The following is a 25,670-nucleotide window of genomic DNA, read 5'->3' as shown; positions in this document are numbered from 1 at the left end:
AGACCCATCATGGCCCAGGCCCCCGGCCTCTATATCCCCACCGTCCCCGTTCCGGCGGACCGCCGCATCCTTGGCGGGCGCGATCTCTTCACCCTCTGGTTCTCCCTGGGCATCGGCCTCATGGTGGCGCAGGCCGGCGCGCTGCTGGCGCCCGGGCTGGGCCTGGCCGATGGCCTGCTGGTGCTGGTGCTCGGCACCGGGGTCGGGGTGCTGCTGCTGGCGGCGGCCGGCCTGGTGGGCAGCGACACCGGCCTGGCCGGGATGAGCGCCCTGGGCCAGAGCCTCGGCCAGCGCGGCGCGCTGTTGCCGGCGGTACTCAACATCACCCAGCTGATCGGCTGGGGCGCCTTCGAACTGGTGGTGATGCGCGAGGCGGCCAGCGTGCTGCTGGGCAGCTGGGGCCTGCAGGCCTGGTCCTCGCCCGTGCTCTGGACCCTGGTGTTCGGCGCCCTGGCCACGGCCCTGGCGGTGGCCGGTCCGCTGACCTTCGTGCGCCGTTTTCTCAGTCGCTGGGGCATCTGGCTGCTGTTGGGCGCCTGCACCTGGCTGACCCTGGACCTCTTCCTGCGCGCCGACCTGGCCGCGCTCTGGCAGCGCCCGGGCGACGGTTCCCTGACCCAGGCGCTGGGCTTCGACCTGGTGGTGGCCATGCCACTGTCCTGGCTGCCGGTGATCGCCGACTACACCCGCTTCGCCCGCACCGGCCGCAGCGCCGGTCGCGGCGTCCTGCTCGGCTACTTCTGTGGCAACCTCTGGCTGATGGGCCTGGGCTTCGCCTATACCCTGGCCTTCGCCAGCGGCGGTGAAGCCGACGCCCTGCTACGCGCCCTGGCCGTGGCCGGCCTGGGCCTGCCGCTGCTGCTGATCCTGCTGGACGAGTCGGAAAACGCCTTCGCCGCCTATCACTCGGCGGCCGTAGCGACGGGTTTCCTGGCCCAGGTGAAGATCTGGCAGCTGACCCTGGCCATCGGCATCCTCTGCACCCTGCTGGCGCTCCTGGTGCCCCTGGCCCAGTACGAACACTTCCTGCTGCTGATCGGCTCGGTGTTCGCCCCGCTGTTCGGCGTGGTGCTGGTGGACCACTTCCTGCTGCGCCGCCGCAAGGCTCCGCAGCGGGTCCGGGCGCTGCGCCTGGAGTCCCTGATCGCCTGGGCCCTGGGCGTGGCCGTCTACCACCTGCTGCCGACGCTGCTCCCCGCCTGGGGCGCGACCCTGCCAGCCGTCGTGGTGGCGGGTACCGCGCAGGCGCTGCTGGGGTTGAAGCGAGTTTAGCGTCCGGCCGTTGGGCTTCGCTGCGCTCAACCCAACCTACGCCTAACTGCCCCCTCTCCCGCTTGCGGGGGAGGGTTGGGGTGGGGGCAAGTCGGCACGCGTGGATGAGGCTGCGCCGTCATCCACCCTACGACTGAGTCGGACCTGTCGGGCTTCGCTGCGCCCAACCCAACCTACGGCGGCCGACGTGACACCGCAGGTTGGGTTGAGGCGGCTCCATCGTCGAAGCCCAACAACGCGGACTACGGCTGGCGGCTTTTGCCACGCCCCGGGAAATACTCGCCCTTGAGGATGCCATTGAGCTTGGGATAGGGGATCTTCAGCTCCGGGTGGCCCATGGCGTAGGGGGCGATGCTGCCGATGTCGTACTTGAGCGTCAGGGCGCCGAAGTCCAGGGCCACGTTGTTGGTCTTGAGGAAGGGCCACTGCTGGCGGAACTCGGCATCGCCGACGCCATTGCTGACCATCCAGGCCTCGCGCGACAGCTGCGCCAGCCGCCAGAACTCGGCTTCCTGCCCCGGCACCAGCATGTCGCCCAGGGTGATCTGCCGGTTGAGATGGCGATCCCAGGTGACGAAGTCGCGGCCGGCCAGGCCATGGGCGCCGCCATTGGCCAGGTAGCTGGAGAATTCGATGATCACCAGGCCGTCATGCTGTTCACGCACCTTGGCCTGCAGATAGCTGCTCCAGCGTGGCTGCGCCTTGGCGAGGAAATCCCGCTCGTAGCTCCCCAGCGAGGCCGGGATGGGCGCACCCGGCTCGGCGCGGGCCAGGCCCAGCAGGTGCCGCTGCACCAGGGCGTCCAGGGCCGGGTCGCCGAATTCGACGTAGTCGATGTTGATCAGCGGGCAGTCTTCGCCCTGGCAACCGGTCGGGCGGTGCTCCCAGGCCTGGTGGCGAGGCGTGAGAGGTTTGTCGAGGTTGGGGCCGAAGACGCTTTGGCAACCACCGAGCAGCAGGCCGGCGAGCAGGAGGAGCGGGCGGATACGCATGGGATTCCTTGTCATGGAAACAGAGAATGACGGCTTTCGAACCCGTCTGGCCCCATAAGTTTGCCAGGGCCGGGCGGAGGTTTCCCGGCTTGTTGTCCTTTTCGCGACTTGGCGCGCCAGGGGCTGCACGAGTGCAGGCGGCACGCTAGGATGATCTGATCACTCTTCAATCAGCGCTGGAGCGCCCATGACCGAAGCCAACGAATCCCAGGCGCCCGCCGTTGAAATCCTGAGCCGCGAGATCTGCTTCCAGGGTTTCTATCGCATGGCCCGCTTCCGGTTGCGCCATCGCCAGTTCTCCGGCGCGCTGGGGCCGGAACTGGAGCGCGAGGTCTTCGTGCGTCCCGATGCCGTCTGCGTGCTGCCCTACGACGCCGTGCGCGACGAGGTGGTACTGATCGAGCAGTTTCGCGTCGGCGTCATGGAAAAGACCGCTCATCCCTGGCTGCTTGAGCCGGTGGCGGGCTTGGTGGACAAGCAGGGCGAGGCCGTCGAGGCGGTCGCTCATCGGGAAGCCGAGGAAGAAGCCGGGCTGACCTTGCAATCGCTCTGGCCCATCTCCACCTACTTCCCCTCGCCTGGCGGCAGCGACGAACAGGTCTATCTCTACCTGGGTCGCTGCAGCACCGCGGATGCCGGCGGCGTCCATGGCCTGGAGGAGGAGGGCGAGGACATTCGCGTCCATGTCTGGTCGCTGGACGAGGCACTGGCAGGGGTTCGCGACGGTCGAATCAATAACGCAGCGGCAATCATCGCCCTGCAATGGTTGGCGCTCAATCGCGCCGAGGTACGGGGGTTATGGGGCTGAAACTGCGAGATCGCTATCGAGTTGACCTGCCGGGCCTGCAGGCCACGTGCGAGGCCAACTACGTGCGGCTGATGCGGCTTCTGCCCAAGATGCGCGAAGCCGTGGTATCGCGCCGCGTCATGTTGTCGCAAGGCGAGCGCCCGCTGGGCGTGCTCGCCCTGGAAGTCACCGAGGCCTGTCCCTATACGACGGTCCTGCGGGTCCGCCAGGAACTGGGGTTGCCCTGGTTGCCGGTGCCCGAACTGGAAGTGCGCGTCTATCACGATGCGCGGATGGCGGAAGTGGTGTCGGCCGGGGCCTCCCGGCACCTGCTCGGGCGCTATCCCTATCCCAATCAGGCCATGTATCAGCCTGACGAGAAGAGTCAGCTCAATCTGTTTCTCGGCGAGTGGCTGAGTCACTGCCTGGCCTGTGGCCACGAAGCTGAACCTATCCTGCAGCGATGAGCACTGGGGCGCAACGCTGACAGCCGTAGCTTCCCTCACGCTGTGCAAGCTGCGAAAATGTGAAGCATGCACGCAAGTTTCCGGGAACTTTTCTGCACCCTGCCTGCGCTCGTTGTCCCCTTATGCCCCTAGGAGGCTTTGGTGAGTTTGCCGGATAGTGTCAACGCTCCCCTCGTCGTCCAACTGACCGATAGTCATCTGTTTGCACGCGCCAATGGCCGGTTGCTGGGTATCGATACGGCAGCCAGCCTGCAGCAGGTGGTGGCGCAGGTGGTACGGGAGCAGCCACGCATCGATCTGCTGCTGGCCAGCGGTGATCTCTCCCAGGACGGCTCCGTGGCCTCCTATCAACGCTTTTGCGAGCTGACCGAACCCCTGGCTGCGCCCATGCGCTGGCTGGCCGGCAACCATGACGAGAACGCGCCCATGGCCAAGGCCTGTGGCAATCGCGACTTCCTGGAAACCGTCACCGACCTGGGCGCCTGGCGCCTCGTCCTGCTCGACAGCACCGTGCGCGGCTGCGTGTTCGGCGAACTGGAGCAGGCGCAGCTGCTGGCCCTGGACGAGGCCCTGAGCGCCGCGCCCGAGCGTCCGGCCCTGATCTGCCTGCACCATCACCCGGTACCCGTGGGTTGCGGCTGGATGGAGCCCCTGGGCCTGCACCGGGCGGACGAGCTGTTTGCCGTGCTGGACCGCCATCCCCAGGTCAGGGTGGTGCTCTGGGGGCACATCCACCAGGAGTTCGATCAGCTGCGCAACGGCGTGCGCCTGCTGGCGTCGCCGTCCACCGGTCTGCAATTCGAGCCGGGCAGCGAGGACTTCAAGGCGGGCGACCAGGCCCCGGGCTACCGCTGGTTGCGCCTGTTGCCCGACGGCACTCTGGAAACCGGTGTCTCGCGCCTGCAACAGCACACCTTCACCGTGGATCACAGCGCCGCGGGCTACTAGGGCTGACGCCGGTCGGCTGCCTTGGTCGCGAGGGTCGAAACGGGTTACCCTTTACCTGTTTTTTTATCCAGTAGGAGCGGCCCGATGCCGTCGATCCTCTATATCCATGGCTTCAACAGCTCACCCGCGTCCCTGAAGGCGCGGCAGCTCACCGCCTGCATGAGCCGACTCGGCCTGGCGGACCGCCTGCGCGCGCCGGCGCTGCCCAATGATGCCGACGCCGCCTTCGCCCTCCTGGAGCGCGAACTGGCCGAGCTGGACGCCCCCTTGCTGGTCGGCAGCTCCCTGGGCGGCTACTATGCCACCGTCCTGGCCGAGCGCCACGGGCTCAAGGCCGTGCTGATCAATCCGGCGGTCCGGCCCTGGCGCTTCATGGAGCACTACCTGGGGCCCCAGCGCAATCACCATACCGGCGAGAGCTGGACCCTCACCGAGGCCCACGTCGAGGCCATGCGCGCGCTGGAAGTCGCGGCGCCGGCGGATCCCGAGCGTTTCCACGTCTGGCTGCAGACCGGCGACGAGACCCTCGACTACCGCGACGCCGAACGCTACTACGGCGGCTGCACCCTGCGTATCGAGCAGGGTGGCGACCACGGCTTCCAGGGCTTCCATCGCCAGCTGCCGCTGCTGCTGGAGCTGGCCGGCTTCGACCCGGCGCTCTGGCGCGAGCTGGATTTCAACACCTTCGAATAGAGACCCCATGGCCACGCAGAACGCCTATAACGCCGACGCCATCGAAGTCCTCTCCGGACTCGATCCGGTGCGCAAGCGCCCTGGCATGTACACCGACACCTCGCGGCCCAACCACCTGGCCCAGGAAGTCATCGACAACAGCGTGGACGAGGCCCTGGCCGGTCATGCGCGGCAGGTGCAGGTGATCCTGCACGCCGACAACTCCCTCGAAGTGATCGACGACGGCCGGGGCATGCCGGTGGACATCCATCCGGAAGAGGGCGTCTCCGGCGTCGAGCTGATCCTTACCAAGCTACATGCCGGTGGCAAGTTCTCCAACAAGAACTACCAGTTCTCCGGCGGCCTGCACGGCGTGGGCATCTCCGTGGTGAACGCCCTGTCGACCCGGGTCGAGGTGCGCGTCAAGCGCGAGGGCAACGAATACGGCATGGCCTTCGCCGATGGCTTCAAGGCCAGCGAACTGGCCGTGGTCGGCAGCGTTGGCAAGCGCAATACCGGCACCAGCGTGCACTTCTGGCCGGATCCCAAGTACTTCGATGCGCCCAAGTTCTCCGTCAGTCGCCTGAAGCACGTGCTCAAGGCCAAGGCGGTGCTCTGCCCGGGCCTGGCGGTGAGCTTCCACGACGAAGCCAGCGGCGAGCGCAGCGAATGGCATTACGAAGACGGCCTGAGGTCCTATCTGATCGACACCGTGGGCGATGCCCTGCGGCTGCCCGAGGCACCCTTCCACGGCAGCCTGGCCTCGTCCCGGGAAGCGGTGGACTGGGCACTGTTCTGGCTGCCCGAAGGCGGCGAGTCGGTGCAGGAAAGTTACGTCAACCTGATTCCCACCGCCCAGGGCGGCACCCATGTGAACGGCCTGCGCCAGGGCCTGCTGGATGCCATCCGCGAATTCTGCGAATTCCGCAACCTCTTGCCGCGCGGCCTCAAGCTGGCCCCGGAAGACGTCTGGGAGCGCATCGCCTTCGTTCTCTCGATGAAGATGCAGGAGCCGCAATTCTCCGGCCAGACCAAGGAGCGCCTGTCCTCCCGCGAGGCCGCGGCCTTCGTCTCTGGGGTGGTCAAGGACGCCTTCAGCCTCTGGCTCAACGCCCATCCGGAGCTGGGTCAGCAGATCGCCGAACTGGCCATCAACAATGCCGGCCGCCGCCTCAAGGCCGGCAAGAAGGTCGAGCGCAAGAAGATCACCCAGGGGCCGGCGCTGCCCGGCAAGCTGGCCGATTGCGCCGGTCAGGATCCGATGAGATCCGAGCTGTTCCTGGTGGAGGGCGACTCCGCCGGCGGCAGCGCCAAGCAGGCGCGCAGCAAGGAATTCCAGGCCATCATGCCGCTGCGCGGCAAGATCCTGAATACCTGGGAAGTGGACGGCAGCGAGGTGCTGGGCAGCCAGGAGGTGCACGACATCGCCGTGGCCATCGGTATCGACCCGGGCAGCGCCGACCTGAGCGGCCTGAGATACGGCAAGATCTGCATCCTCGCCGACGCCGACTCCGACGGCCTGCACATCGCCACCCTGCTGTGCGCGCTGTTCGTGCAGCACTTCCGGCCGCTGGTGGATGCCGGCCACGTCTATGTGGCCATGCCGCCGCTGTACCGCATCGACCTCGGCAAGGAGGTGCACTACGCCCTCGACGAAGCCGAGCGCGACGGTGTCCTGGATCGCCTGGCGGCGGAAAAGAAGCGCGGCAAGCCCCAGGTGACCCGCTTCAAGGGCCTCGGCGAGATGAATCCGCTGCAGCTGCGCGAGACCACCATGGACCCCAACACCCGGCGCCTGGTGCAGCTGACCCTGGAGGACGTGCCCGGCACCCTCGAGATGATGGACATGCTGCTGGCCAAGAAGCGATCCGGCGATCGCAAGAGCTGGCTGGAATCCAAGGGCGATCGCGCCGAAGTGCTGCTTTGAGCGCCTGACTCATTGGTCGTGCCCATCGCGGCCATGGGCCGCTCCTCCGGTAGGAGCAACCCATGGCCGCGATAAAGGCACGCCATCCGATTACCGACGTAACACCAAAGGATTCCCATGAGTGCACCCCTCGACCTGAGCCTGGATGGCGTCGAACGCCGTTCGCTGGCCGACTTCACCGAGCAGGCGTACCTGAACTACTCCATGTACGTCATCATGGACCGCGCCCTGCCGCATATCGGCGACGGCCTCAAGCCGGTCCAGCGCCGCATCATCTACGCCATGAGCGAACTGGGCCTGGACGCCGACGCCAAGCACAAGAAATCCGCCCGTACCGTGGGTGACGTGCTCGGTAAGTACCATCCCCATGGCGACTCGGCCTGCTACGAAGCCATGGTGCTCATGGCGCAGCCGTTCTCCTATCGCTATCCGCTGGTGGATGGCCAGGGCAACTGGGGTGCGCCGGACGATCCCAAGTCCTTTGCCGCCATGCGCTACACCGAGGCGCGGCTGTCGCGCTATTCCGAGGTGCTGCTCAACGAGCTGGGGCAGGGCACCGTGGACTGGGTGCCCAACTTCGACGGTACCCTGAACGAGCCGGCCGTGTTGCCGGCACGGCTGCCCAACCTGCTGCTCAACGGCACCACCGGCATCGCCGTGGGCATGGCCACCGACATCCCGCCGCACAACCTGCGCGAGGTGGCGGCCGCCTGCGTGCGCCTGCTGGACGATCCCATCGCCGGGATCCCCGAACTGCTCGAACACGTGCCGGGCCCGGACTTCCCCACCGAAGCCGAGATCATCACCCCCCACGCCGACCTGCGCAAAATCTACGAGACCGGTCGCGGCTCGGTGCGCATGCGCGCCGTCTACCGCCGCGAAGATGGCGACGTGGTCATCACCGCGCTGCCGCACCAGGTCTCCGGTTCCAAGGTGCTGGAGCAGATCGCCGCCCAGATGCAGGCCAAGAAGCTGCCCATGGTGGCGGACCTGCGCGACGAGTCGGACCATGAGAACCCGACCCGCATCGTCATCGTGCCGCGCTCCAACCGCATCGATGCCGACGAGCTGATGCAGCACCTGTTCGCCACCACCGATCTCGAATCCAGCTACCGGGTCAACCTCAACGTCATCGGCCTGGACGGCAAGCCCCAGGTCAAGGACCTCAGGCAGATCCTCCAGGAATGGCTGATCTATCGCATCGGCACCGTGCGCCGCCGCCTGCAGTTCCGCCTGGACAAGGTCGAGCGTCGCCTGCACCTGCTGGATGGCCTGCTGATCGCCTTCCTCAACCTGGATGAGGTGATCCACATCATCCGCACCGAAGAGCATCCCAGGCAGGCGCTGATGGCCCGCTTCGAACTCTCCGAGGACCAGGCCGACTACATCCTCGAGACCCGCCTGCGCCAGCTGGCGCGCCTGGAAGAAATGAAGATCCGCGGCGAACAGGCCGAGCTGCTCAAGGAGCAGAAGCGCCTGCAGACCCTGCTGGGCAGCGACAAGAAGCTGCGCAACCTGGTCCGCGACGAACTGATCAAGGATGCCGAGACCTATGGCGACGCCCGCCGCTCGCCCATCGTCGCCCGGGCCGAGGCCAAGGCCCTGTCCGAAACCGAGCTCATGCCCACCGAGCCGGTGACCGTGGTGCTTTCCGAGAAGGGCTGGGTGCGCCAGGCCAAGGGCCATGACGTCGATCCGACCGGGCTGTCCTACAAGGCCGGCGACGGCTTCAAGGCAGCGGCCCTGGGCCGCTCCAATCAGTTCGCCGTCTTCATCGACTCCACCGGCCGCAGCTATTCCGTCGCCGCCCATTCGCTGCCGTCGGCGCGTGGCCAGGGCGAGCCCCTGACCGGACGCCTGACGCCACCGCCGGGGGCCAGCTTCGAGTGCCTACTGCTGCCGGATGACACCGGTCTCTATGTCATGGCGTCGGACGCCGGCTACGGCTTCGTGGTCAGGGGCGAGGACCTGCAGGCCAAGAACAAGGCCGGCAAGGCGCTGATCAGTCTGCCCAATGGCGCCAGGGTGCTGCCGCCCAAGCCGGTGTCCTCTTTGGAAGACACCTCCCTCGCGGTGGTCACCAACGAGGGGCGGCTGCTGGTGTTCGCCATCACCGAGCTGCCGCAACTGGCCAAGGGCAAGGGCAACAAGCTGATATCCATTCCCGGCGATCGGGTCGCCAAACGCGAGGAATACGTGATCGATCTGGCCGTGGTGCCGGCCGGCGCCTCCCTCACGCTGCAGGCCGGTAAACGGCCCTATACCCTCAAGGGCAGCGACCTGGAGCACTACCGTGCCGAGCGCGGCCGGCGGGGCAACAAGCTGCCACGGGGCTTCCAGCGGGTGGACTCGCTGCAGGTGGAAACTTGAGCCGCCCGCGGTCAGCCGCTAGCATAGCCCGGATTTTTTCGACCAGGACTCGCTGGGCCTTGATGCCCGTCGAGAGAGAGCCTCGATGAAACGGATGTGTCTTGCCAGGCTGGCGCTCGTCGGCCTGCTGGCTGGCCTGGGTGGCTGTGCCAGCCTCGACCCCAGCCACTACTACCAGCTCGATGGCGGCAATGCGCGTGCGCCGGCGAGCAGTGAGCGCGGCCTGGCGGTGTGGATCGAAAGCCTGCAACTGGCCGACTACCTGCAGCGCGACGTGCTGCTGGAGCGCCAGCCCGACGGCAGTCTCAAGACCACCCGCGATCACTGGGCCGGACCGCTGGACGCCAATGTGCGCCAGTTGCTGCAGCGCCAGCTCGCCGGTCGCCTCAATAGCGGCCGGGTGGTGGTGGGCGAGCAACCCGCAGGCTTCGATCCGCAGTACCGGGTGGAACTGGTGGTGACCCGCCTCGATGCGGGTGACCAGGCGCCTGCCACCCTCGATGCCAGCTGGCAGTTGCGCGACGGCCAGGGCCGGCTGCTGGACACCGAGGTGATCCACCTGCAGACCCGGCACGCGGGCGATCGCGCGGCCCAGGTGCGGGCCCAGGGCGAATTGCTGCAGCAACTGTCGGCGCGGCTGGCCACCGATCTCACCAAGGTCGCCCAGCGCGGCCGCCGCGAGACCGAGATGGCGCGCAAGGAGCCGAAGAAACTTGTCGAAGAGGCCCAGGCTCGGCCAACGCTGCCGGCCGTGGTGCCCATCCGCACCGGCGCCGAGGTCTACCGCTTCTGACCCGACCAGGCTCCCGCGCGTCGCCGCGCGGGAGCCTTCGGCGGCGCTCGATGCTCTATCCAGCAGGACCCTCAAGCCCCGGAGGTTTCATGACGCTGCCCCTGTTTCCGCTCAACACCACCCTGTTTCCCGGTTGCCGCCTTGATCTGCAGCTGTTCGAAGCCCGCTATCTGGACATGCTCGGTCGCTGCCTCAAGCAGGGCAGCAGCTTTGGCGTGGTGACCATCCTCGAGGGCCGCGAGACCGGTGCGGCGCCCAATCGTCTGGGCGCCTATGGCTGCGAGGCGCTGATCCGCGACTGGCAGCAGCAGAGCAACGGCCTGCTGGGCATCCGCATCGAAGGCGGACGGCGCTTTCGCCTCCTGAGCCAGGAAGAGCAACCCGATCACCTGGTGGTGGGTGAGGTGGAGTGGCTCCCCGAGACCGATCCCCAGCCGCTACGCGATGGCGACGCCGACCTGATGGCGCTGCTGGCGGCCCTGGCCCAGCATCCGATGGTGGCCAGCCTGGATATGGGCGGCGAGGTTGTCGACCGCCAGGCACTGGGCTGCCAGCTGGCCTACCTGCTGCCGTTCGAGACGCACCTCAAGCTAGATTGGCTGGGCATGAGCGATCAGGGCCAGCGCCTGGCCGACATCGAGCGCCATCTGGTGGATCTGCAAGGTGATTTCCAGGCCTGAGAGCCTGTACATGATCTGCTGGGCGTAGGCCAAACGGCGTTTTAAAACGCCCTGGAAGGCCAGCCCCGCCTGGGCGGCCCCGCATTACCCTACGTAAACCCGAGCGCGGGTCCGATCCGCTTTCTCAGGCGTTTTTGCGGGGCCGCCTGGGCCTTGTCTGGCGCTAGCTCGCAAGATTCCGGACAGGCTCCAGGCCCAAACGCCGGGCAAAAGAAAGCCCGCCGGGCAGGGCGGGCTAAAAGTGCTTTGGGGGCACTCGATAAGACTCTGGCACTTTGCCATAAGTTCAGTCTTATGAGATCAAAGTGCCAGTCTTGCTGATTCAGCCTGCCAGCAGCTTGATGAACTCGCGATTGAAGGCCGGAATGTCGTCTGGCTTGCGGCTGCTCACCAGTTGACCGTCGACGATGACCTCCTGGTCCTGCCAGGTGGCGCCAGCGTTCTTGAGGTCGTCGGTCAGCGAGGGCCAACTGGTCAGGGTCTTGCCCTGCACCAGGCCGGCGGAGATCAGCAGCCAGGCACCGTGGCAGATGACGGCGACCGGCTTGCCGGCGTCGGCGATCTGCTTGGTCAGCTGCTGGGCCTGCGCGTCGATGCGGATGGTGTCGGCATTGACCACGCCGCCGGGCAACAGTACGGCGTCATAGTCGCCGGCATTGGCTGCGGCGAAGGTGAGGTCCACCGGAAAGCTGTCGGCCGGCTCGGTGCCGTCCCAGCCGCGCACCTCACCCTTCTCGGCGGAGATGATGTGAGTCTGGGCGCCCGCCTGTTCCAGGGCCTGCTTGGGGCCGGTGAGTTCGGCCTGTTCGAAGCCGTCGGTGACCAGGATGGCGATTTTCTTGCCGTTCAGGGATGTAGCCATGGTTGCGGATACCTCGATAGTAATTCGGTCAGGCTAGCCTTTTGCCAGCGCTCCTGAATCCGGCTCGTTTTGCCGCTGCTAAGTTCCTTCGTCGCGCCCGATGGCATCGCCGAGCGGCGCGGAGTAGATTTGCGACATCCATCGCAGAGTAGTCCCCATGTCCCAAGCGTCCCCTCAGCTGACCGAGGAGCAGATCCGTCAGGCCCTGCAAGGCATCAGCATTCCCCCGCAGCCGCAGATCATGGTGGATCTGCAACTCGAACAGCTCATGCCCAACCCCGATCTCAAGGTCATCTCCCGCCTGATCGGCCAGGATCCGGGGCTCTCCGGTGCCCTGCTCAAGCTGGTGAACTCGCCGTACTTCGGCCTCAGCAACCGCATCACCTCGATCCAGCGGGCGGTCAACCTGCTGGGCAGCCAGTCGGTCATCAACCTGATCAACGCCCAGTCGATCAAGGGCGAGCTCACCGACGAGACCATCGTCATCCTCAACCGCTTCTGGGACACCGCCCAGGACGTCGCCGAGACCTGCCTGAGCCTGGCCAAGAAGACCGGCTATCCGACCCCGGACGAGGCCTATGCCCTGGGTCTGTTCCACAACTGCGGCATCCCGCTGATGCTCAAGCGCTTCCCCAACTACATGGCGGTGCTGGAAGAGGCCTATGCCAGCGTCAACGAGCAGGTGCGGGTAGTGGACGTGGAGAACCGCATCTTCAGCACCAACCATGCCGTGGTGGGCTATTTCATCTCCCGCTCCTGGCGCCTGCCGGAACACGTCGGCCAGGCCATCGCCAATCACCACAACGCCCAGTCGGTCTTCGACGAGGACTCGTCGGCCGACATCCAGATCAAGAACCTGCTGGCGCTGCTGAAGATGGCCGAGCACATCTGCCGCTGCTATCGCGCCCTCGGTGGCCAGGACGAGGATCACGAGTGGCAGGCCATCGCGCCGCGGGTACTGGATCACGTCGGCCTGTCCGAGTACGACTTCGAGTCGCTCAAGGAGACCATCCTTGAAATGGGCAGCGGCCGGATCAATTACTAAGGCATCTGCAAGCCTCCTGGACCTCCATGCCCGAACTACCTGAAGTCGAAACCACCCGCCGGGGCATCGAGCCCCATGTCGTCGGTCAGCGCGTGCGCCGGGTCATCGTCCGCGATGGCCGGCTGCGCTGGCCGGTACCCGAGGACCTGGACGTGCGCCTCTCCGGGCAGCGCATCGAGGCCGTCGAGCGGCGGGCCAAGTACCTGCTGATCCACGCCGAGAGCGGCACCCTGATCGGCCACCTGGGCATGTCCGGCAGCCTGCGCCTGGTGCCGGCCGACCAGCCGCCGGCCAAGCACGAGCACGTCGACATCGAGCTGGAATCCGGGCTGTCGCTGCGCTACACCGATCCGCGCCGCTTCGGCGCGCTGCTCTGGACCCAGGATCCCCATGCCCATGTGCTGCTCAGCAAGCTGGGGCCCGAGCCGCTGACCGAGGCCTTCGACGGCGGTCGGCTGTTCGAGCTGTCGCGCGGGCGCAGCATGGCGGTCAAGCCCTTCATCATGGACAACGCCGTGGTGGTGGGGGTGGGCAACATCTACGCCGCCGAGGCACTGTTCGCCGCCGGCATCGATCCCCGCCGTGCCGCCGGCAGCGTTTCCCGGGCGCGCTACGAGCGCCTGGCCGAAGAGATCAAGAAGGTCCTGGCGCGCTCCATCGAGAGCGGTGGCACCACCCTGCGCGACTTCATCGGCGGTGACGGGGCGCCGGGCTATTTCAAGCAGGAGCTGTTCGTCTACGGGCGCAAGGGCGAATTCTGCAAGGTCTGCGGCACGGGCCTGCAGGAGATCCGCCTGGGCCAGCGCGCCAGCGTCTATTGCCGCAAGTGCCAGCGATGAGGCCCCTGGTCGGGGTGGTCCTGCTGACGCTGCTGAGCGGGGAGGTGGCCTGGGCCGATGCCGACAATGGCCGCAACCTCTTCCTGCGCCGCTGCCACAACTGCCATTCGGTGGGGCCGGGCGCCCAGTCCGGCTTCGGCCCCCAGCTCAACGACCTCGTCGGTCGCCAGGCCGGGAGCCTGGCCGGCTACAACTACTCCGACGCCATGCGCCAGGCCGGCTTTGCCTGGGACCGCGAGGCCCTGGCGGCCTTTCTGCGCGATCCCGAAACGAAGGTGCCAGGCACCAAGATGAGATTCTGGGGCATCGGCGACGCCGAGGACCTGCGCGACATCGCCGACTACCTGGAGACCCAGCACGGCACTCCCTGAATGCCGGGCTAGTGGTCGCCCCCACCGGCCCCCGGCTTGGCCGCGAAGGGCGGCTTGGCCAGCCAGATGATCAGGAACAGGCCCATGAAGATCCAGCCGAGCAGGGTGAAGTAGTCCACCGTGGAGAGCATGTAGGCCTGGCTCTCCACCACCTTGTCCAGCTGGGCATAGGCCTGCTGCGACGGCCCGCCGAGGGCGTCCAGGTAGTGCTGGGTGGCCGGGCTGTAGACGGTGACGTCCTCGGTCAGCTGGGCATGGTGATGGATGGCGCGGCGCTGCCACAGCCAGGTGGTCAGGGAGGAAGCGAAGCTGCCGCCGAGGACCCGCAGGAAGGTCGCCAGGCCGCCGCCATCCGCCAGCTCCGACGGCTTGAGGCTGGACAGCAGGATGCTGGTGGTGGGCATGAAGAACAGCGCTACGCCCAGGCCCATGAAGGTCTGCACCTCGGCGATGTGGCGATAGTCCACCTCGTTGTTGAAGGTGGCGCGCATGAAGCAGGATGCCCCGATCACCAGGAAGGAGCCACCGGCCAGCAGGCGCAGGTCGGTCTTGTGCGCGAACTTGCCCACCAGCGGCGAGAGGATCACCGGCAGGATGCCGATGGGCGCCGCCGCCAGACCGGCCCACACCGGGGTATAGCCGAGCTGGGTCTGCAGCCACTGGGGCAGCAGCAGGTTGATGCCGAAGAAGCCCGAATAGCCCAGCACCAGCGCCAGGGTGCCAAAGCTGAAGTTGCGATAGCGGAACAGCCGCAGGTTGACGATGGGATGCTTGTCGGTCAGCTCCCAGATCACCAGGGCGGTGAGGGCCACGGCGGAAAAGGCCGCGCCCAGGCAGATCAGGTTGGATTCGAACCAGTCCAGGTCGTTGCCCTTGTCCAGCACCACCTGCAACACGCCCACACCCAGCACCAGGAGGATCAGCCCGACGTAGTCGATGGGCTGGTGCACCAGCTTTTCCGGCTTCTTGCCCAGCTGGCTCCAGACCACCAGGGTAGCGAAGATGCCGATGGGGATGTTGATGAAGAAGATCCACGGCCAGCTGTAGTTGTCGGTGATCCAGCCGCCGGCGATGGGGCCGATGATGGGCGCCACCACCGTCACCATGGCCAGCAGCGCCAGGGCCATGCCGCGCTTGGCCGCCGGGAAGATCGCCAGCAGGAGGGTCTGGGCCATGGGATAGAGCGGGCCGGCGACGAAGCCCTGCATGGCGCGGAAGATCACCAGCTCGGGCATGGAGGTGGCGATGCCGCAGAGAAAGGAGGTGATGACGAACAGCACTACGGCGGCCATGAACAGCTTGACCTCGCCAAAGCGGCGCGCCATCCAGCCGGTCAGCGGCAGGGCGATGGCATTGCTCACGGCGAAGGCGGTGATGACCCAGGTGCCCTGTTCCGAACTCACCCCGAGGTTGCCGGAAATGGTGGTCAGGGCGACGTTGGCGATGGTGGTGTCGAGCACCTGCATGAAGGTGGCCAGGGACAGGCCCACCGTGGCGAGCACCAGGCTCGCCGGGCGAAAGGCGTTATCGCTCATGACGGATTACCAGAAGGGGTGGACGGGGAGGCTCGCCAGGAGCCTCCTTGGCTGTCAGCGCTTGGCGACGCCCGCAGCGCGCGCCGCCGGACCGTTGTTGTGAACGATCTGCTGGATCAGCTGATCGGCATCGGCCAGCTGATGGTCGTAGACGTCGGTGCTGTAGCGCGGCTGCTGCGGCGTGGTGGTGGGCAGGCGGGCGCCGTCCTGGTCGTGCAGGTCGACGTCGACCACGGTCGACAGGCCGATGCGCAGCGGGTGCTTGTCCAGGTTGTCGCCTTCCAGGCGGATCCGCACGGGCAGGCGCTGGACGATCTTGATCCAGTTGCCCGTGGCGTTCTGCGCCGGCAGCAGCGAGAAGGCGCTGCCGGTACCCACGCCCAGGCTTTCCACCACGCCGCGATAGCGCACGTCGTCGCCATAGAGGTCGGAATGGATTTCCACCGGCTGGCCGATACGCATCTCGGCGAGCTGGGTTTCCTTGAAGTTGGCGTCGATCCAGATCTGGTCCAGGGGCACTACGGCCATCAGCGCCGCGCCGGGCTGCACGCGACTGCCGACCTGCACCGAGCGCTTGGCGACATAGCCGCTGACCGGCGCCACCAGGGTGCTGCGGGCATGGTTCAGATAGGCCTGGCGCAACTGGGCGGCGGCGGCCTTGACGTCCGGGTGCGAGGCGATCTCGGTGTCGTCCACCAGCGCCTGGTTGGTGTCCAGTTGCTGCTGGGCGGAGGTCAGGGAGCTCTGCGCCGCGACCAGGGTGTCCCGGGCATGGGCCAGTTCTTCCTTAGAGATGGCGCCGCCCTTGGCCAGTTGCTGGCGGCGGGCGTAGTCGGCGCGGGCCCGTTCGACCTCGACGCGCCGCGCGGCCACCTGGGCCTTGTAGCTGTCGACGTTGCTGTACAGGCCGCGCACCTGGCGCACGGTCTTGGCCAGATTGGCCTCGGCGCTCTGCTGGGACACGGCGGTGTCGCTGGGGTCGAATTCCACCAGCGGCTGGCCCTGACGCACGAAGTCGCCATCGTCCACGGCGATGCGGGTCACGGTGCCGACGACCTGGGGCGTGATCTGCACCAGGTTGCCGTTGACGTAGGCATCGTCGGTGCTGGCATGGAAGCGGCCATAGAACAGGTGGTAGCAGTAGACGCCCACGCCAGCCAGGATCACCACCAGCAGCAGAAGCAGCAGGAGGACCTTGCGTTTGCCGGAGCGCTGCGGTTTCTGCTCCTGGGCATTGTCGTTGGGGGTTGCGGCGGAATCGGCCATGGTCGGGCTCTCGGTATCAGTGTGTGGCCGCTGCGGCGGGCGCCGGCGGCAGTTCGGACGGTTGGAAGCCGCCACCCAGGGCCTGCATCAGCAGCACGCCGCTGTCGACGCGATCGGCCTGGAGGCTGGCCAGCTGGCGCTCGGCCTGCAGCAGTTGCTGCTCGACGGTCAGGGCGTCGAGGTAGTTGCCAATGCCAGCGCCATAGCGCTGCATGGCGATGTCGAAGGAGCTCTTGGCGATGTCGCGGGCCCGTTGCTGCTGGACGATCTGCTGATCCAGCGAACGCTGGCGGGTGATGGCGTCAGCGATGTCGCCCAACGCCTGCACCAGGGTCTGGTTGTACTGGGCCACGGCCAGGTCGTAGTCGGCGTCCCGGCTGGCGAGATCGGAGCGACGGCGACCGCCGTCGAAGATCGGTAGTGACAACGCCGGACCCACGTTGAAGAAACGCGCCGGACCGCCGAACAGGGCATCGCCAAGGATGGCCTTGCTGCCGGCCGCTACCGTGAGGTTGAGGTTGGGATAGAAGTTGGTCTTGCTGGCGGCGATGTCCTTGCTCGCGGCCTCCACCCGCCAGCGGGCGGCGATCAGGTCCGGGCGACGACCGGCCAATTCGGCGGGCAGCTGGCCGGGCAGGTTGACCGCGGCGGGAGCTATCAGCTTCGGCCGCGGAATCTCGGCGCCACGGTCGGGCCCCTTGCCCAGCAGCACGGCGAGGCGGATCTGGGCCGTACGCACCTGCTGCTCGGCGGCGGTGTGGGCCGAGGCCGAGCTGGCTTCCAGGCTCTGGGTCTGCTGCAGCTGGTAGTCGCTGTCGAGACCGGCGTCCACCCGGCGCTGGGCCAGATCGAGCATGCCGCGCGTACGCTCCAGGTCCTGCTGGGCTACGTCCATATTGGCGTAGGCCAGGCCGAGTTGGTTGTAGGCGCGGCTGACGTTGGCCGCCAGGGTCAGGCGGGCGGCCTGGCGATCCACCTCGCCGGCGCGAGCACGGCCGAGAGCGGCTTCCCAGGCGGCGCGCTGGCCACCCCAGAGGTCGAAGCTGTAGCTGCCGCTCACATCGAACTGGCGCAGCGTGCTGTAGCGTTCGCCCTGGCCGACGGGATCGTCCGGCCGTGCGAGGCGCGAACGGGTGACGCCGCCATTGGCGTCGATCTGCGGATAGCGGTCGGCATCGGCGGCGAGTACCGCAGCATCGGCCTGGCGGCTGCGTGCATCGGCTTCCTGCAGCGAGGGGCTGTCACGCAAGGCCTCGCGGATCAGGCTGTCGAGTTGCGGATCGCCCAGCCGGGTCCACCAGTCGGCGCTCGGCCACTGGGCGGGGGAGAGGCGATCGCTGGCAAAGGTGGCTTCGCCCTTGAGCGTCGCCGGGTCCACAGCGCGCCCCTGGGTGTGCAACCCCTCGGACGACACGCAGCCGGCCAGCAGCAGGGCGGCGCAGAGGGCGGTCAATGGCAGGCGAAAGGTCATGGGTCAGAGGTCTCCAGAGGTCTCCGGCAACAGGCCGGAGGGGCTGAGCAGGCGGCGGAGCAGGCGTTCAAGGTCGTCCAGCTCCTGGCGGTCCAGGCACTGGGTAAGGTCGTTGAGGGCGTCGACGCCGATCTGCATGAGTTCACTGCTCAGGGCCTTGCCCTGTTCGGTCAGTTCCAGGCGCACCTGGCGACGGTCGCTCAGGCTGCGCACGCGGCGCAGCAGACCCTTGGCTTCCAGACGATCGAGCATGCGGGTCATGGCGCCGCTGTCCAGCGACAGGCAGCGGCTGAGTTCGGCCGGGGTGTCGGTCAGGTCGCGGGCGAGCAGCAGCAGCACCTTGAACTGGGCAGCCGTGATGTCGTAGGGCACCAGGTGACTGTCCAGCAGGCGATCCTTGTACTGATTCGCCAGGTGGATCAGATGGCCTACGGAATAGCGCAGGGGAAAGTTGCTACGGTCGAAATGTGACATTGCAGTATCTGCCCAGGCAATGAAGCGGATCCAGAATACTGCCTAGGCAGTGAAATATTCAGACACCTTTGCGCAGGGGAGAGTTGCGCATTTTGAAACAATTGGAAAAGTCCCTTGGCGAACCCTTGTCCTGTAGCGGCCCGGACGTCGATCATGGGGGCAACTTCGCCGTGAACCGAGCCATGACGCCTCACTTGGATCTAGACCGCCTGCGCCAGGCCCTGGTGCCCTTGCAGCATGACCTGCCGCCGAATCTTGATCACCAGGCCTATCGCCGCCATTACCGCCTGGCGGACAGCCTCGCGCGGCCGGAGGTGACGGTGGCCCTGGGCGCGCTGGCCGCCGGCGGCTACCGGCTCGCGGTGCAGGGCTGGTGGCCGCGCGAGCCGCGGGGCAGCCTGCTGATGCTGCATGGCTACTACGACCATATGGGCCTCTATGGTCACGTGGTGGACTGGGCCCTGTCACGGCGGTTGGCGGTGCTGGCCTGCGACCTGCCCGGACATGGCCTGTCGAGCGGGGCCCGCGCCAGCATCAACGACTTCGCCGAATACCAGACCGCCCTGGCGGCCCTGATCGCCGAGGCCCGGCGCCTGGACCTGCCGCGGCCCTGGCACCTGCTCGGCCAGAGCACCGGCGGCGCCATCCTGCTGGACTATCTGCTGCGCGGTGAGCCCGCCCCCGAACTGGGCGAGACGATCCTGCTGGCGCCCCTGGTCAGGCCCCACGCCTGGCGCCAGGGCCTGTGGACCTATCGCCTGGTGAAGCCCTTCGCGCGCGCCCTGCCGCGGCGCTTCTCGGTGAATTCCGGGGATCCGGCCTTTCTCGACTTCCTGCAGCGGGACAGTCTGCAGCCACGCGAGCTGCCGGCGCAGTGGGTGGGCGCCCTGGCGCGCTGGATTCCGCAACTGGAGAGGGCGCCGGCCAGTACCCGGAGCCTGCTGGTGATCCAGGGCGAGCAGGATTTCACCGTCGACTGGCGGCACAACCTGGGAGTGCTGGAGGCCAAGTTCGCGCGGCCCGAGGTGCTGCGCCTGCCGGAGGCGCGGCACCATCTGGTCAACGAGACCGAGGCCCTGCGCCAGCGCTATTTCCGCTGGCTGGACGACCGTCTCGTCTGAGCCGTCCTACTGGCCGCCGCCACCCAGGCCGGCGCGCAGGGCAGCCACGGCGGCGCGGTAGTAGGCGCTGCCATTGGCCGAACTGGCGAAGTCGGCGAACTGGCCGAGTTCGCTGTCGTTCAGGGTGCGATAGACATAGAGCAGGGTGTTCTCCAGGTCACCGGCATTCATCTGCTGGATGAATCGCTGGCGCTGCTGCTCGATCATGCCTCCGGACTGCTGCTGGCCCATCAGGCCCGGCAGCATCGAACTCAGGCTGTCGGCGGCGAGGCCCGCCAAGGCCACGCTGACCTCGGCCCCGGCTTCGCGCACGGGCAGGGCGGTGGCCAGGCGCTTGGCCTGGGCACGCCGGGCCGGACTGGCCTGCATCTGGGGTACGCCATTGGCGTTCTTGGCCAGTTGATCGCTGCGAGTGGCGGCGATTTCCGCGGCGACCACCTTGCGTCCCACCGGTGACTGGAAAAACTGCAGTGCGGGGCCGTCGGCAGGCAGGCTCTGGCGCAAGGCGGCCAGGGCGCGCTGATCGATGGCCGCGGCGGTGTAGCGCTTGTTGCTGTTGTCCACCAGGCTCTGGTAGAGCGCCGGCGGCAGGCTGTTCTGGTAGCGCTGCTGGGCAGCCTGCAGGGCGTCGCGGAAGTGTCCGCGCTGCTCGGGCCAACCTGCGGCCTGATAGAGACTGACCGTATCGTCGGCCAGGGCGGGCAGGCTGATGGCGAAAAGCAGGGAAGCGAACAAAACGCGCATGGACACCTCGGGCAGCGGCGCGGAGCCGGAAAGTCCGCCATTGTCGGCAACCCCAGGCTGGCTGTCGAGGCGCTCATCCCGGGCATTCGTCGCCTGGTCAAGGCAGGCGCGCAGCCGTGGCCGACTTCTCTTACACTCGGCATCCCGCCGGCCTGGCCCGGTTCTGACGGTTTCCGCGATGGCTCTGCACCCCGAGCATCCCCTACTGCAACGTATCGTCGACGATCTCGCCGAGCACGGCTGGTCACGGCAGAGCATCTTCCTGCCCCTGGACCTCACTGCCGAGCTGGCCGCCGAGTGCCGGTTGCGCCACGCCCGCGGTGAGCTGGAGCGCGCCGGCATCGGTCGCGGCGAAAGCCCGCTAATCCGCGAAGGGGTACGAGGCGACCATATCGCCTGGCTGGAGCCGGACGATGCCCATCCCGGCGTGCAGCGCTATCTGCAACTCATGGACACCCTGCGCGAGGCCTTCAACCGCTCCCTGTTCCTGGGGCTGGAAGACTACGAGAGCCACTTCGCCTTCTATCCGCCCGGCGCCTTCTATGCACGCCACCTGGATCGCTTCCGCGACGATGACCGGCGCATGGTCTCCCTGGTGCTCTATCTCAACGACGCCTGGTTGCCGGAGCAGGGCGGCGAGCTGCGGCTCTATCTGGACGAGCAGCGCCAACAGGATGTCCTGCCCCTGGGCGGCAGCCTGGTGTGCTTTCTCTCCGGCCAGCTGCCTCACGAGGTGCTGCCGGCCACCCGCGAGCGGCTGTCGCTGACCGGCTGGTTCCGCCGGCGGGGCGACAATCCGCTGCAGGCTTAGGTAGGTAGACTGGCGGCGGACCGGGAGGACACATGGAAAAGATACTGGTGAGTCGCTGCCTGCTGGGGCATCGGGTGCGCTATGACGGCGGCGCCCACGGCCCCTTCGACCTGCTGGCGGTCTGGCAGGCGCAGGGCCGTATCGTGCCGCTCTGTCCGGAAGTGGCCGGTGGCCTGCCCACGCCCCGTCCGCCGGCGGAAATTCCCGGCGGCCAGGGTGGCGCAGTGCTCGACGGTCGGCTGCCGGTGGTGACCGATGGCGGCGAGGACGTGACCCTGGCCTTCGTCGCCGGGGCCGAGGCCGCGCTCGAACTGATCGCGCGCCATGGCATCCGCCTGGCGGTGCTCAAGGCGCGCAGTCCGTCTTGCGGCAATGTGGAAAACTACGACGGCAGCTTCAGCGGCACCCGGGTGGCGGGCGAGGGCGTCACGGCGGCGGCGCTGAAGCGCGCGGGCGTCGCCGTCTTCAACGAGACCGAGCTGCATGAGGCGCAGCGCCTGCTCGCGGCGCTGGAAGGCAACGCCTAGAGGGTCTCCGGCTGGCGGCCCAGCAGACTCTGGAAGTGCGCCTTCTGTACGAAGCAGCCCTTGGGAAAGCGCCAGCCGACCAGTTCGCCCGGCCGCTTTTCAAGGTTCTGGGCAAAGACGGTGGCGCCCATGGCACGCGCCAGGACGGCATATTCGCGCAGCGGGACCTTAACGACAGGAACATCCGGGCTGATCATGGGCGCTCTGCTGGGTGGGTCGCCCACGGTCGAAACGACGATCGCGGCAAGCCCACAGGTGACTTGCCAGGCTTATCGGCATCCCTGCGCGGAACTTCAGCCCGCGGATGAAAAAGCCCGGTCTAGTCGGCGGCTCTGGGCGTCTCCGGCAGGAACCAGTTCATCAGCAGCGCGCACAGGCCGCCGGTGGCGACGCCGGATTCCAGTACCGCTCTCAAGCCGGCCGGCATATGGGCGAGAAATTCCGGTACCTGGGAAATGCCCAGCCCCAGCGCCAGGGACACGGCGATGATCAGCAGCGCGCGTCGGTCCAGCTCGACGCTGGCGAGGATGTTGATCCCCGAGGCGGCGACCGCGCCGAACATCACCATGGCCGCGCCGCCGAGCACCGGCTCGGGCACTGCCTGGATCACCCCGGCCACCGCCGGGAACAGCCCCAGCAGGACCAGGATGGCGGCGATCCACAGGCCGACATGGCGACTGGCGATGCCGGTCAGCTGGATCACCCCGTTGTTCTGCGCGAACACCGAACTGGGAAAGGTATTGAACAGCCCGGCCAGTAGCGAGTTGGCGCCGTTGACCAGCACCCCGCCCTTGATCCGCTGCATCCATAGCGGACCCTCCACCGGTTCGCGGGAGACCTTGCTGGTGGCGGTGATGTCGCCGATGGCCTCCAGCGAGGTCACCAGGTAGATCACCAGCAGGGGCACGAACAGCGACCAGGAAAAGCCCAGGCCGAAGTGCAGCGGCATGGGGATCTGCACCCAGGCGGCCTCGTGCATGCCGGTGAAATTCAGCCGACCCAGCCAGGCTGCCAGGGCATAGCCCAGCAACAGGGCGACGACGATGGCGCTGCTGCGCAGGCCGCGCAACGGGAGGCGATTGAGCACCACGATGGTGGCCAGCACGGTGCCCGACAGCAGCAGGTTCTCGCCGTTGGCGAAGGTGCCGTTGCCCAGTGCTGCGAAGCCGCCACCCATGCTGATCAGGCCGACCTTGATCAGCGTCAGGCCGATCATGAGGACCACGATGCCGGTCACCAGCGGGGTGATGAGGCGCTTGACGAAGGGCAGCACCCGCGACACCCCCATCTCGACGAAGGAACCGGCCATGACCACGCCGAAGATGGCCGCCATCACGGCCTCCACCGGGGTGCCGTTCTTCACCATCAGGGCGCCACCGGCGATCAGCGGGCCGACGAAGTTGAAGCTGGTGCCCTGGACGATCAGCAAGCCGGCACCGAAGGGCCCGAAGCGACGACACTGGACGAAGGTGGCGATACCCGAGATCACCAGCGACATGGACACGATCAGGTTGGTATCGCGCGGCGAGACGCCCAGGGCCTGGCAGATCAGCAGACCGGGGGTGACGATGGGCACGATGATCGCCAGCAGGTGCTGGATGGCAGCGAGCAGGGCGATCAGCGGGCGCGGTCGGTCCTGGGGACCATAGAGCAGTTCGGAGCGGGAAGGCTGGGACATGGGCGGAGTCGTCGCGGAAAAAGCGCCGATCTTACCGGATGCTCGCCCCGTGGCGCAGGGTCTTCGGCCAGGACGCAGCCGCCGGCCCGGAGGCGGCGGCTGTGTTTGCGTGGTTACAGGATGAAGCGGGCCACGTCGCGATTGAGGTCGGCAGCGTGATGCTGCAGGGAGCGCGACTGGCGTTCCGAATCCTCGGCGCCGCTGGCCAGGGTGTCGCCGAGGCCCTTGATGGTGATGACGTTGCGAGTGATCTCCTCGGTGACCGAGGTCTGCTCCTCGGCTGCCGTGGCGATCTGCAGGGACATCTCGGAGATGACGCCGGCACTCTGGGCGATCTCTTCCAGGGCGCTGGAGGCGCGTTCCACGTCGGCGACGCTGCGCTCGGCGATGGCCATGCTGCTGTCCATGCGCTGCACCGCCTGGCGGGTCATCTGCTGCAGGGTGCCGATGGTCTCGTTGATCTCCCGGGTCGACGCCTGGGTCCGCTGCGACAGTGTCCGCACCTCGTCGGCGACCACCGCGAAGCCCCGGCCATGCTCGCCGGCGCGGGCCGCTTCGATGGCCGCGTTGAGCGCCAGCAGGTTGGTCTGCTCGGCGATGCTCTGGATGCTGTCCAGCACCTTGGCGATGGCCTGGGAGTGGTGGTCCAGTTCGCCGATCACCCGGGTGGCGTCATCCACTTCCCGGGCCAGGCTGTTGATGGATTCCTTGCTGGTCTGCACCAGGGTCAGGCCCTGGGCGGTGCTGTCGGAAGACTGGCGGATGGCCTCGGCGGTCTGCTCGGCATTGCGGGCGATCTCCTGGGTGGCGGAAGCCATTTCCGTAACGGCCGTGGCCACCAGGGTGATCTCCTGCTGCAGGCGACCCAGCTCCTGGGTGGCCGCGGCGCTGCGTTGCAGGACCTTTTGCGATTCGGCGTCCACGCTCCGGGCATGCTGGCGCACGCCACCGATCAGGCCGTGCAGGCTGGCCACGAACTGATTGAAGTGGCCGGCCAGACCGCCGACCTCATCGGTGCTCTGTACGGCGATGCGGCGGGTCAGATCGCCCTGGCCATCGGCGATCACCTGCAGGCCGCTCGAGACCACGCCCAGGGGCCGGAGCAGATAGCTGCACAGCAGGTTGATGAGCAGCAGCGAGCCACCCAGCACCACGGCCAGGATGGCGAGGCTGATCCACAACTGGCGTTGCAGCGGTGCCATGAGCACGCCGCTGTCGACGATCATCACCAGGGTTTCGCCATTGTGATTCATGGGCGCGGCATAGAGGCGCTGGCCGGCGGCGGTTTCGACATGGCGCTCGCCGGGCGCCTGGGCCAGGCGCTGGAGGGTGTCCGCGTCGAGCTGAGGAAAGAGTTCGGTGATCGGCTTGGCCAGCAGGGCGGCGTCCTCGTGGCCCAGGACGATGTTCTGGCCGTTGACCAGCACGGCGCTACCAGCGCCCGGTAATTGCACGCGCTTGAGCTGGTCGAGGATGTCGCCGATGCTGACGTCCGCGCCAAGGATCGCCGTGGTCTTGCCCGCCGACTGCAGCGCCCAGCCCAGCGACAGCACGTTCTGCTTGGTCGCCGCCGCCACGGTGGGAATGGAAAAGAACACCTTGCCGGGATTCTGCTGCGCCTGCTGGTACCACAGCCACTTGCGCGGATCGTTATTGTCCGGCGGCAGCTGGACGCCATTGGCATTGACCTGGCTGCCATCGCTCCGGGCATAGAAGACGTTGTCGAAGGCGCCGGAGTTCTTGACCTGGTTGAGCCCGGCCGGAAGGTTCGCCTCCTGGGTGTCGGCGGCCAGGGCGCCCAGCGCCGCGGCCTTGCCGTCCAGCCACTGGCGAACCCCGCCGTTGAAGACGAAGCTGACCGTTTTCAGCTGCTCGACCGTGGAGGCTTCCAGCGCCGTTCGGGTATTGAAGAAGTTGATGGCGGTAAGACCCACCCCCACGACCAGGACGGCCGCGGTGGCAGACAACGAGAGTTTCTGTTTCAACGACAAGGCAGGCACGGCGGGGTGACTCCGATA

The 25,670-nt window shown here is 67.3% G+C and carries 25 protein-coding genes and 1 pseudogene; 15 read left to right on the top strand and 11 right to left on the bottom strand.

Annotated features, from left to right (window positions below; genetic code table 11):
• The first annotated feature begins 9 nt into the window (after positions 1-9).
• Positions 10-1,272 (top strand): putative hydroxymethylpyrimidine transporter CytX, encoded by a 1,263-nt coding sequence (cytX, locus tag QE393_RS14845; RefSeq protein ID WP_273806482.1) that lies wholly within the window; start codon positions 10-12, stop codon positions 1,270-1,272.
• Positions 1,273-1,514: 242 nt separating this feature from the next.
• On the opposite strand, the gene QE393_RS14840 is transcribed toward cytX, so the two are convergent.
• The gene (locus QE393_RS14840; protein WP_273806481.1) at positions 1,515-2,264 is read right to left on the bottom strand and encodes an RsiV family protein; all 750 of its coding nucleotides are present in this window, start codon (positions 2,262-2,264) and stop codon (positions 1,515-1,517) included.
• 187 nt (positions 2,265-2,451) lie between these two features.
• Here QE393_RS14840 and QE393_RS14835 point away from each other — a divergent pair, with 187 nt between their 5' ends.
• The 8 genes from QE393_RS14835 to QE393_RS14800 all read left to right on the top strand — a co-directional run bounded on the left by QE393_RS14835 (position 2,452) and on the right by QE393_RS14800 (position 10,908).
• Positions 2,452-3,072, top strand: coding sequence for an NUDIX domain-containing protein (locus QE393_RS14835; RefSeq protein WP_007162102.1), 621 nt, complete (start codon positions 2,452-2,454; stop codon positions 3,070-3,072).
• The gene (locus tag QE393_RS14830; protein WP_132832828.1) at positions 3,063-3,518 is read left to right on the top strand and encodes a DUF1249 domain-containing protein; all 456 of its coding nucleotides are present in this window, start codon (positions 3,063-3,065) and stop codon (positions 3,516-3,518) included. Before QE393_RS14835 ends, QE393_RS14830 begins: the two co-directional genes overlap by 10 nt.
• A gap of 141 nt (positions 3,519-3,659) precedes the next feature.
• Positions 3,660-4,466 carry a 3',5'-cyclic-AMP phosphodiesterase gene (gene cpdA / locus QE393_RS14825; RefSeq protein ID WP_405046255.1) on the top strand — a complete coding sequence of 269 codons (807 nt, stop codon included), beginning with the start codon at positions 3,660-3,662 and terminating at the stop codon, positions 4,464-4,466.
• Positions 4,467-4,550: 84 nt separating this feature from the next.
• On the top strand, positions 4,551-5,159 hold the full coding sequence (locus QE393_RS14820; RefSeq protein WP_310044307.1) for a YqiA/YcfP family alpha/beta fold hydrolase: 609 nt from the start codon (positions 4,551-4,553) through the stop codon (positions 5,157-5,159).
• A gap of 7 nt (positions 5,160-5,166) precedes the next feature.
• On the top strand, positions 5,167-7,065 hold the full coding sequence (parE, locus tag QE393_RS14815; RefSeq protein ID WP_273806478.1) for a DNA topoisomerase IV subunit B: 1,899 nt from the start codon (positions 5,167-5,169) through the stop codon (positions 7,063-7,065).
• Between the two features lie 117 nt (positions 7,066-7,182).
• On the top strand, positions 7,183-9,435 hold the full coding sequence (gene parC, locus QE393_RS14810; protein ID WP_310044304.1) for a DNA topoisomerase IV subunit A: 2,253 nt from the start codon (positions 7,183-7,185) through the stop codon (positions 9,433-9,435).
• Between the two features lie 85 nt (positions 9,436-9,520).
• Positions 9,521-10,228 carry an ABC-type transport auxiliary lipoprotein family protein gene (locus QE393_RS14805; protein ID WP_310044303.1) on the top strand — a complete coding sequence of 236 codons (708 nt, stop codon included), beginning with the start codon at positions 9,521-9,523 and terminating at the stop codon, positions 10,226-10,228.
• 89 nt (positions 10,229-10,317) lie between these two features.
• Positions 10,318-10,908 (top strand): LON peptidase substrate-binding domain-containing protein, encoded by a 591-nt coding sequence (locus QE393_RS14800; protein WP_310044301.1) that lies wholly within the window; start codon positions 10,318-10,320, stop codon positions 10,906-10,908.
• 322 nt (positions 10,909-11,230) lie between these two features.
• Here QE393_RS14800 and QE393_RS14795 read toward each other — a convergent pair whose 3' ends face one another.
• Positions 11,231-11,770: a type 1 glutamine amidotransferase domain-containing protein gene (locus tag QE393_RS14795; protein ID WP_273806474.1), complete on the bottom strand. Its 540-nt coding sequence runs from the start codon at positions 11,768-11,770 to the stop codon at positions 11,231-11,233.
• Positions 11,771-11,990: 220 nt separating this feature from the next.
• Between QE393_RS14795 and QE393_RS14790 the strand changes: the two genes are divergently transcribed.
• From QE393_RS14790 to QE393_RS14780, 3 genes are read left to right on the top strand one after another with little or no spacing between them, the layout of a single operon-like run.
• Positions 11,991-12,815: an HDOD domain-containing protein gene (locus tag QE393_RS14790; RefSeq protein ID WP_273806660.1), complete on the top strand. Its 825-nt coding sequence runs from the start codon at positions 11,991-11,993 to the stop codon at positions 12,813-12,815.
• Positions 12,816-12,841: 26 nt separating this feature from the next.
• On the top strand, positions 12,842-13,654 hold the full coding sequence (gene mutM / locus QE393_RS14785) for a bifunctional DNA-formamidopyrimidine glycosylase/DNA-(apurinic or apyrimidinic site) lyase (protein WP_310044298.1): 813 nt from the start codon (positions 12,842-12,844) through the stop codon (positions 13,652-13,654).
• Positions 13,651-14,025, top strand: coding sequence for a c-type cytochrome (locus tag QE393_RS14780; RefSeq protein ID WP_310044295.1), 375 nt, complete (start codon positions 13,651-13,653; stop codon positions 14,023-14,025). The genes mutM and QE393_RS14780 overlap by 4 nt, the downstream gene beginning before the upstream one ends.
• Positions 14,026-14,033: 8 nt before the next feature.
• On the opposite strand, the gene QE393_RS14775 is transcribed toward QE393_RS14780, so the two are convergent.
• From QE393_RS14775 to QE393_RS14760, 4 genes are read right to left on the bottom strand one after another with little or no spacing between them, the layout of a single operon-like run.
• Complete coding sequence (locus tag QE393_RS14775; RefSeq protein WP_133862577.1) at positions 14,034-15,560, bottom strand: DHA2 family efflux MFS transporter permease subunit; 1,527 nt, start codon at positions 15,558-15,560, stop codon at positions 14,034-14,036.
• A gap of 54 nt (positions 15,561-15,614) precedes the next feature.
• Positions 15,615-16,826 (bottom strand): efflux RND transporter periplasmic adaptor subunit, encoded by a 1,212-nt coding sequence (locus tag QE393_RS14770; RefSeq protein WP_133862576.1) that lies wholly within the window; start codon positions 16,824-16,826, stop codon positions 15,615-15,617.
• 16 nt (positions 16,827-16,842) lie between these two features.
• Positions 16,843-18,297 carry an efflux transporter outer membrane subunit gene (locus QE393_RS14765; protein WP_310044292.1) on the bottom strand — a complete coding sequence of 485 codons (1,455 nt, stop codon included), beginning with the start codon at positions 18,295-18,297 and terminating at the stop codon, positions 16,843-16,845.
• Between the two features lie 3 nt (positions 18,298-18,300).
• Complete coding sequence (locus QE393_RS14760) at positions 18,301-18,771, bottom strand: MarR family transcriptional regulator (protein ID WP_273806470.1); 471 nt, start codon at positions 18,769-18,771, stop codon at positions 18,301-18,303.
• Positions 18,772-18,953: 182 nt separating this feature from the next.
• Between QE393_RS14760 and QE393_RS14755 the strand changes: the two genes are divergently transcribed.
• Positions 18,954-19,892, top strand: a complete 939-nt coding sequence (locus tag QE393_RS14755; RefSeq protein ID WP_310044290.1) for an alpha/beta hydrolase — start codon at positions 18,954-18,956, stop codon at positions 19,890-19,892.
• A 6-nt stretch (positions 19,893-19,898) separates the two neighbouring features.
• Here QE393_RS14755 and QE393_RS14750 read toward each other — a convergent pair whose 3' ends face one another.
• The gene (locus QE393_RS14750; protein ID WP_144957080.1) at positions 19,899-20,636 is read right to left on the bottom strand and encodes a DUF2059 domain-containing protein; all 738 of its coding nucleotides are present in this window, start codon (positions 20,634-20,636) and stop codon (positions 19,899-19,901) included.
• A gap of 178 nt (positions 20,637-20,814) precedes the next feature.
• Between QE393_RS14750 and QE393_RS14745 the strand changes: the two genes are divergently transcribed.
• Both QE393_RS14745 and QE393_RS14740 read left to right on the top strand, forming a co-directional pair.
• The gene (locus QE393_RS14745; RefSeq protein ID WP_310044287.1) at positions 20,815-21,447 is read left to right on the top strand and encodes a 2OG-Fe(II) oxygenase; all 633 of its coding nucleotides are present in this window, start codon (positions 20,815-20,817) and stop codon (positions 21,445-21,447) included.
• A 32-nt stretch (positions 21,448-21,479) separates the two neighbouring features.
• Positions 21,480-21,974 (top strand): DUF523 domain-containing protein, encoded by a 495-nt coding sequence (locus QE393_RS14740; RefSeq protein WP_310044284.1) that lies wholly within the window; start codon positions 21,480-21,482, stop codon positions 21,972-21,974.
• Here QE393_RS14740 and QE393_RS14735 read toward each other — a convergent pair.
• The 4 genes and pseudogenes from QE393_RS14735 to QE393_RS22590 form a co-directional block, all read right to left on the bottom strand.
• Positions 21,971-22,171, bottom strand: a complete 201-nt coding sequence (locus tag QE393_RS14735) for a hypothetical protein (protein WP_273806466.1) — start codon at positions 22,169-22,171, stop codon at positions 21,971-21,973. The genes QE393_RS14740 and QE393_RS14735 overlap by 4 nt on opposite strands.
• A 122-nt stretch (positions 22,172-22,293) precedes the next feature.
• The gene (locus QE393_RS14730; protein ID WP_273806465.1) at positions 22,294-23,652 is read right to left on the bottom strand and encodes a nucleobase:cation symporter-2 family protein; all 1,359 of its coding nucleotides are present in this window, start codon (positions 23,650-23,652) and stop codon (positions 22,294-22,296) included.
• Between the two features lie 113 nt (positions 23,653-23,765).
• Positions 23,766-24,491, bottom strand: coding sequence for a methyl-accepting chemotaxis protein (locus QE393_RS22595; protein WP_405046303.1), 726 nt, complete (start codon positions 24,489-24,491; stop codon positions 23,766-23,768).
• Between the two features lie 132 nt (positions 24,492-24,623).
• Positions 24,624-25,586, bottom strand: a pseudogene (locus QE393_RS22590) (cache domain-containing protein); the annotation flags it as partial.
• Between the last annotated feature and the right edge of the window lie 84 nt (positions 25,587-25,670).

Source organism: Pseudomonas sp. SORGH_AS_0211, from assembly GCF_031453455.1.
Lineage (GTDB): Bacteria > Pseudomonadota > Gammaproteobacteria > Pseudomonadales > Pseudomonadaceae > Chryseomonas > Chryseomonas aestiva.
This window is presented reverse-complemented; position numbering and strand designations above follow the sequence as displayed.

Excerpts from the sequence above, each read along its gene's own strand:
- QE393_RS14760 (WP_273806470.1), bottom strand. The coding sequence starts at position 18,771 with ATGTCACATTTCGACCGTAGCAACTTTCCCCTGCGCTATTCCGTAGGC.
- QE393_RS14745 (WP_310044287.1), top strand. The coding sequence starts at position 20,815 with ATGGCTCTGCACCCCGAGCATCCCCTACTGCAACGTATCGTCGACGAT.
- QE393_RS14800 (WP_310044301.1), top strand. The coding sequence starts at position 10,318 with ATGACGCTGCCCCTGTTTCCGCTCAACACCACCCTGTTTCCCGGTTGC.
- QE393_RS14820 (WP_310044307.1), top strand. The coding sequence starts at position 4,551 with ATGCCGTCGATCCTCTATATCCATGGCTTCAACAGCTCACCCGCGTCC.
- mutM (WP_310044298.1), top strand. The coding sequence starts at position 12,842 with ATGCCCGAACTACCTGAAGTCGAAACCACCCGCCGGGGCATCGAGCCC.
- QE393_RS14840 (WP_273806481.1), bottom strand. The coding sequence starts at position 2,264 with ATGCGTATCCGCCCGCTCCTCCTGCTCGCCGGCCTGCTGCTCGGTGGT.
- QE393_RS14830 (WP_132832828.1), top strand. The coding sequence starts at position 3,063 with ATGGGGCTGAAACTGCGAGATCGCTATCGAGTTGACCTGCCGGGCCTG.
- QE393_RS14805 (WP_310044303.1), top strand. The coding sequence starts at position 9,521 with ATGAAACGGATGTGTCTTGCCAGGCTGGCGCTCGTCGGCCTGCTGGCT.
- QE393_RS14835 (WP_007162102.1), top strand. The coding sequence starts at position 2,452 with ATGACCGAAGCCAACGAATCCCAGGCGCCCGCCGTTGAAATCCTGAGC.
- QE393_RS14750 (WP_144957080.1), bottom strand. The coding sequence starts at position 20,636 with ATGCGCGTTTTGTTCGCTTCCCTGCTTTTCGCCATCAGCCTGCCCGCC.
- QE393_RS14740 (WP_310044284.1), top strand. The coding sequence starts at position 21,480 with ATGGAAAAGATACTGGTGAGTCGCTGCCTGCTGGGGCATCGGGTGCGC.
- QE393_RS14730 (WP_273806465.1), bottom strand. The coding sequence starts at position 23,652 with ATGTCCCAGCCTTCCCGCTCCGAACTGCTCTATGGTCCCCAGGACCGA.
- QE393_RS14770 (WP_133862576.1), bottom strand. The coding sequence starts at position 16,826 with ATGGCCGATTCCGCCGCAACCCCCAACGACAATGCCCAGGAGCAGAAA.
- QE393_RS14765 (WP_310044292.1), bottom strand. The coding sequence starts at position 18,297 with ATGACCTTTCGCCTGCCATTGACCGCCCTCTGCGCCGCCCTGCTGCTG.
- QE393_RS14795 (WP_273806474.1), bottom strand. The coding sequence starts at position 11,770 with ATGGCTACATCCCTGAACGGCAAGAAAATCGCCATCCTGGTCACCGAC.
- cytX (WP_273806482.1), top strand. The coding sequence starts at position 10 with ATGGCCCAGGCCCCCGGCCTCTATATCCCCACCGTCCCCGTTCCGGCG.
- parE (WP_273806478.1), top strand. The coding sequence starts at position 5,167 with ATGGCCACGCAGAACGCCTATAACGCCGACGCCATCGAAGTCCTCTCC.
- QE393_RS14735 (WP_273806466.1), bottom strand. The coding sequence starts at position 22,171 with ATGATCAGCCCGGATGTTCCTGTCGTTAAGGTCCCGCTGCGCGAATAT.
- QE393_RS14780 (WP_310044295.1), top strand. The coding sequence starts at position 13,651 with ATGAGGCCCCTGGTCGGGGTGGTCCTGCTGACGCTGCTGAGCGGGGAG.
- parC (WP_310044304.1), top strand. The coding sequence starts at position 7,183 with ATGAGTGCACCCCTCGACCTGAGCCTGGATGGCGTCGAACGCCGTTCG.
- QE393_RS14755 (WP_310044290.1), top strand. The coding sequence starts at position 18,954 with ATGACGCCTCACTTGGATCTAGACCGCCTGCGCCAGGCCCTGGTGCCC.
- QE393_RS14775 (WP_133862577.1), bottom strand. The coding sequence starts at position 15,560 with ATGAGCGATAACGCCTTTCGCCCGGCGAGCCTGGTGCTCGCCACGGTG.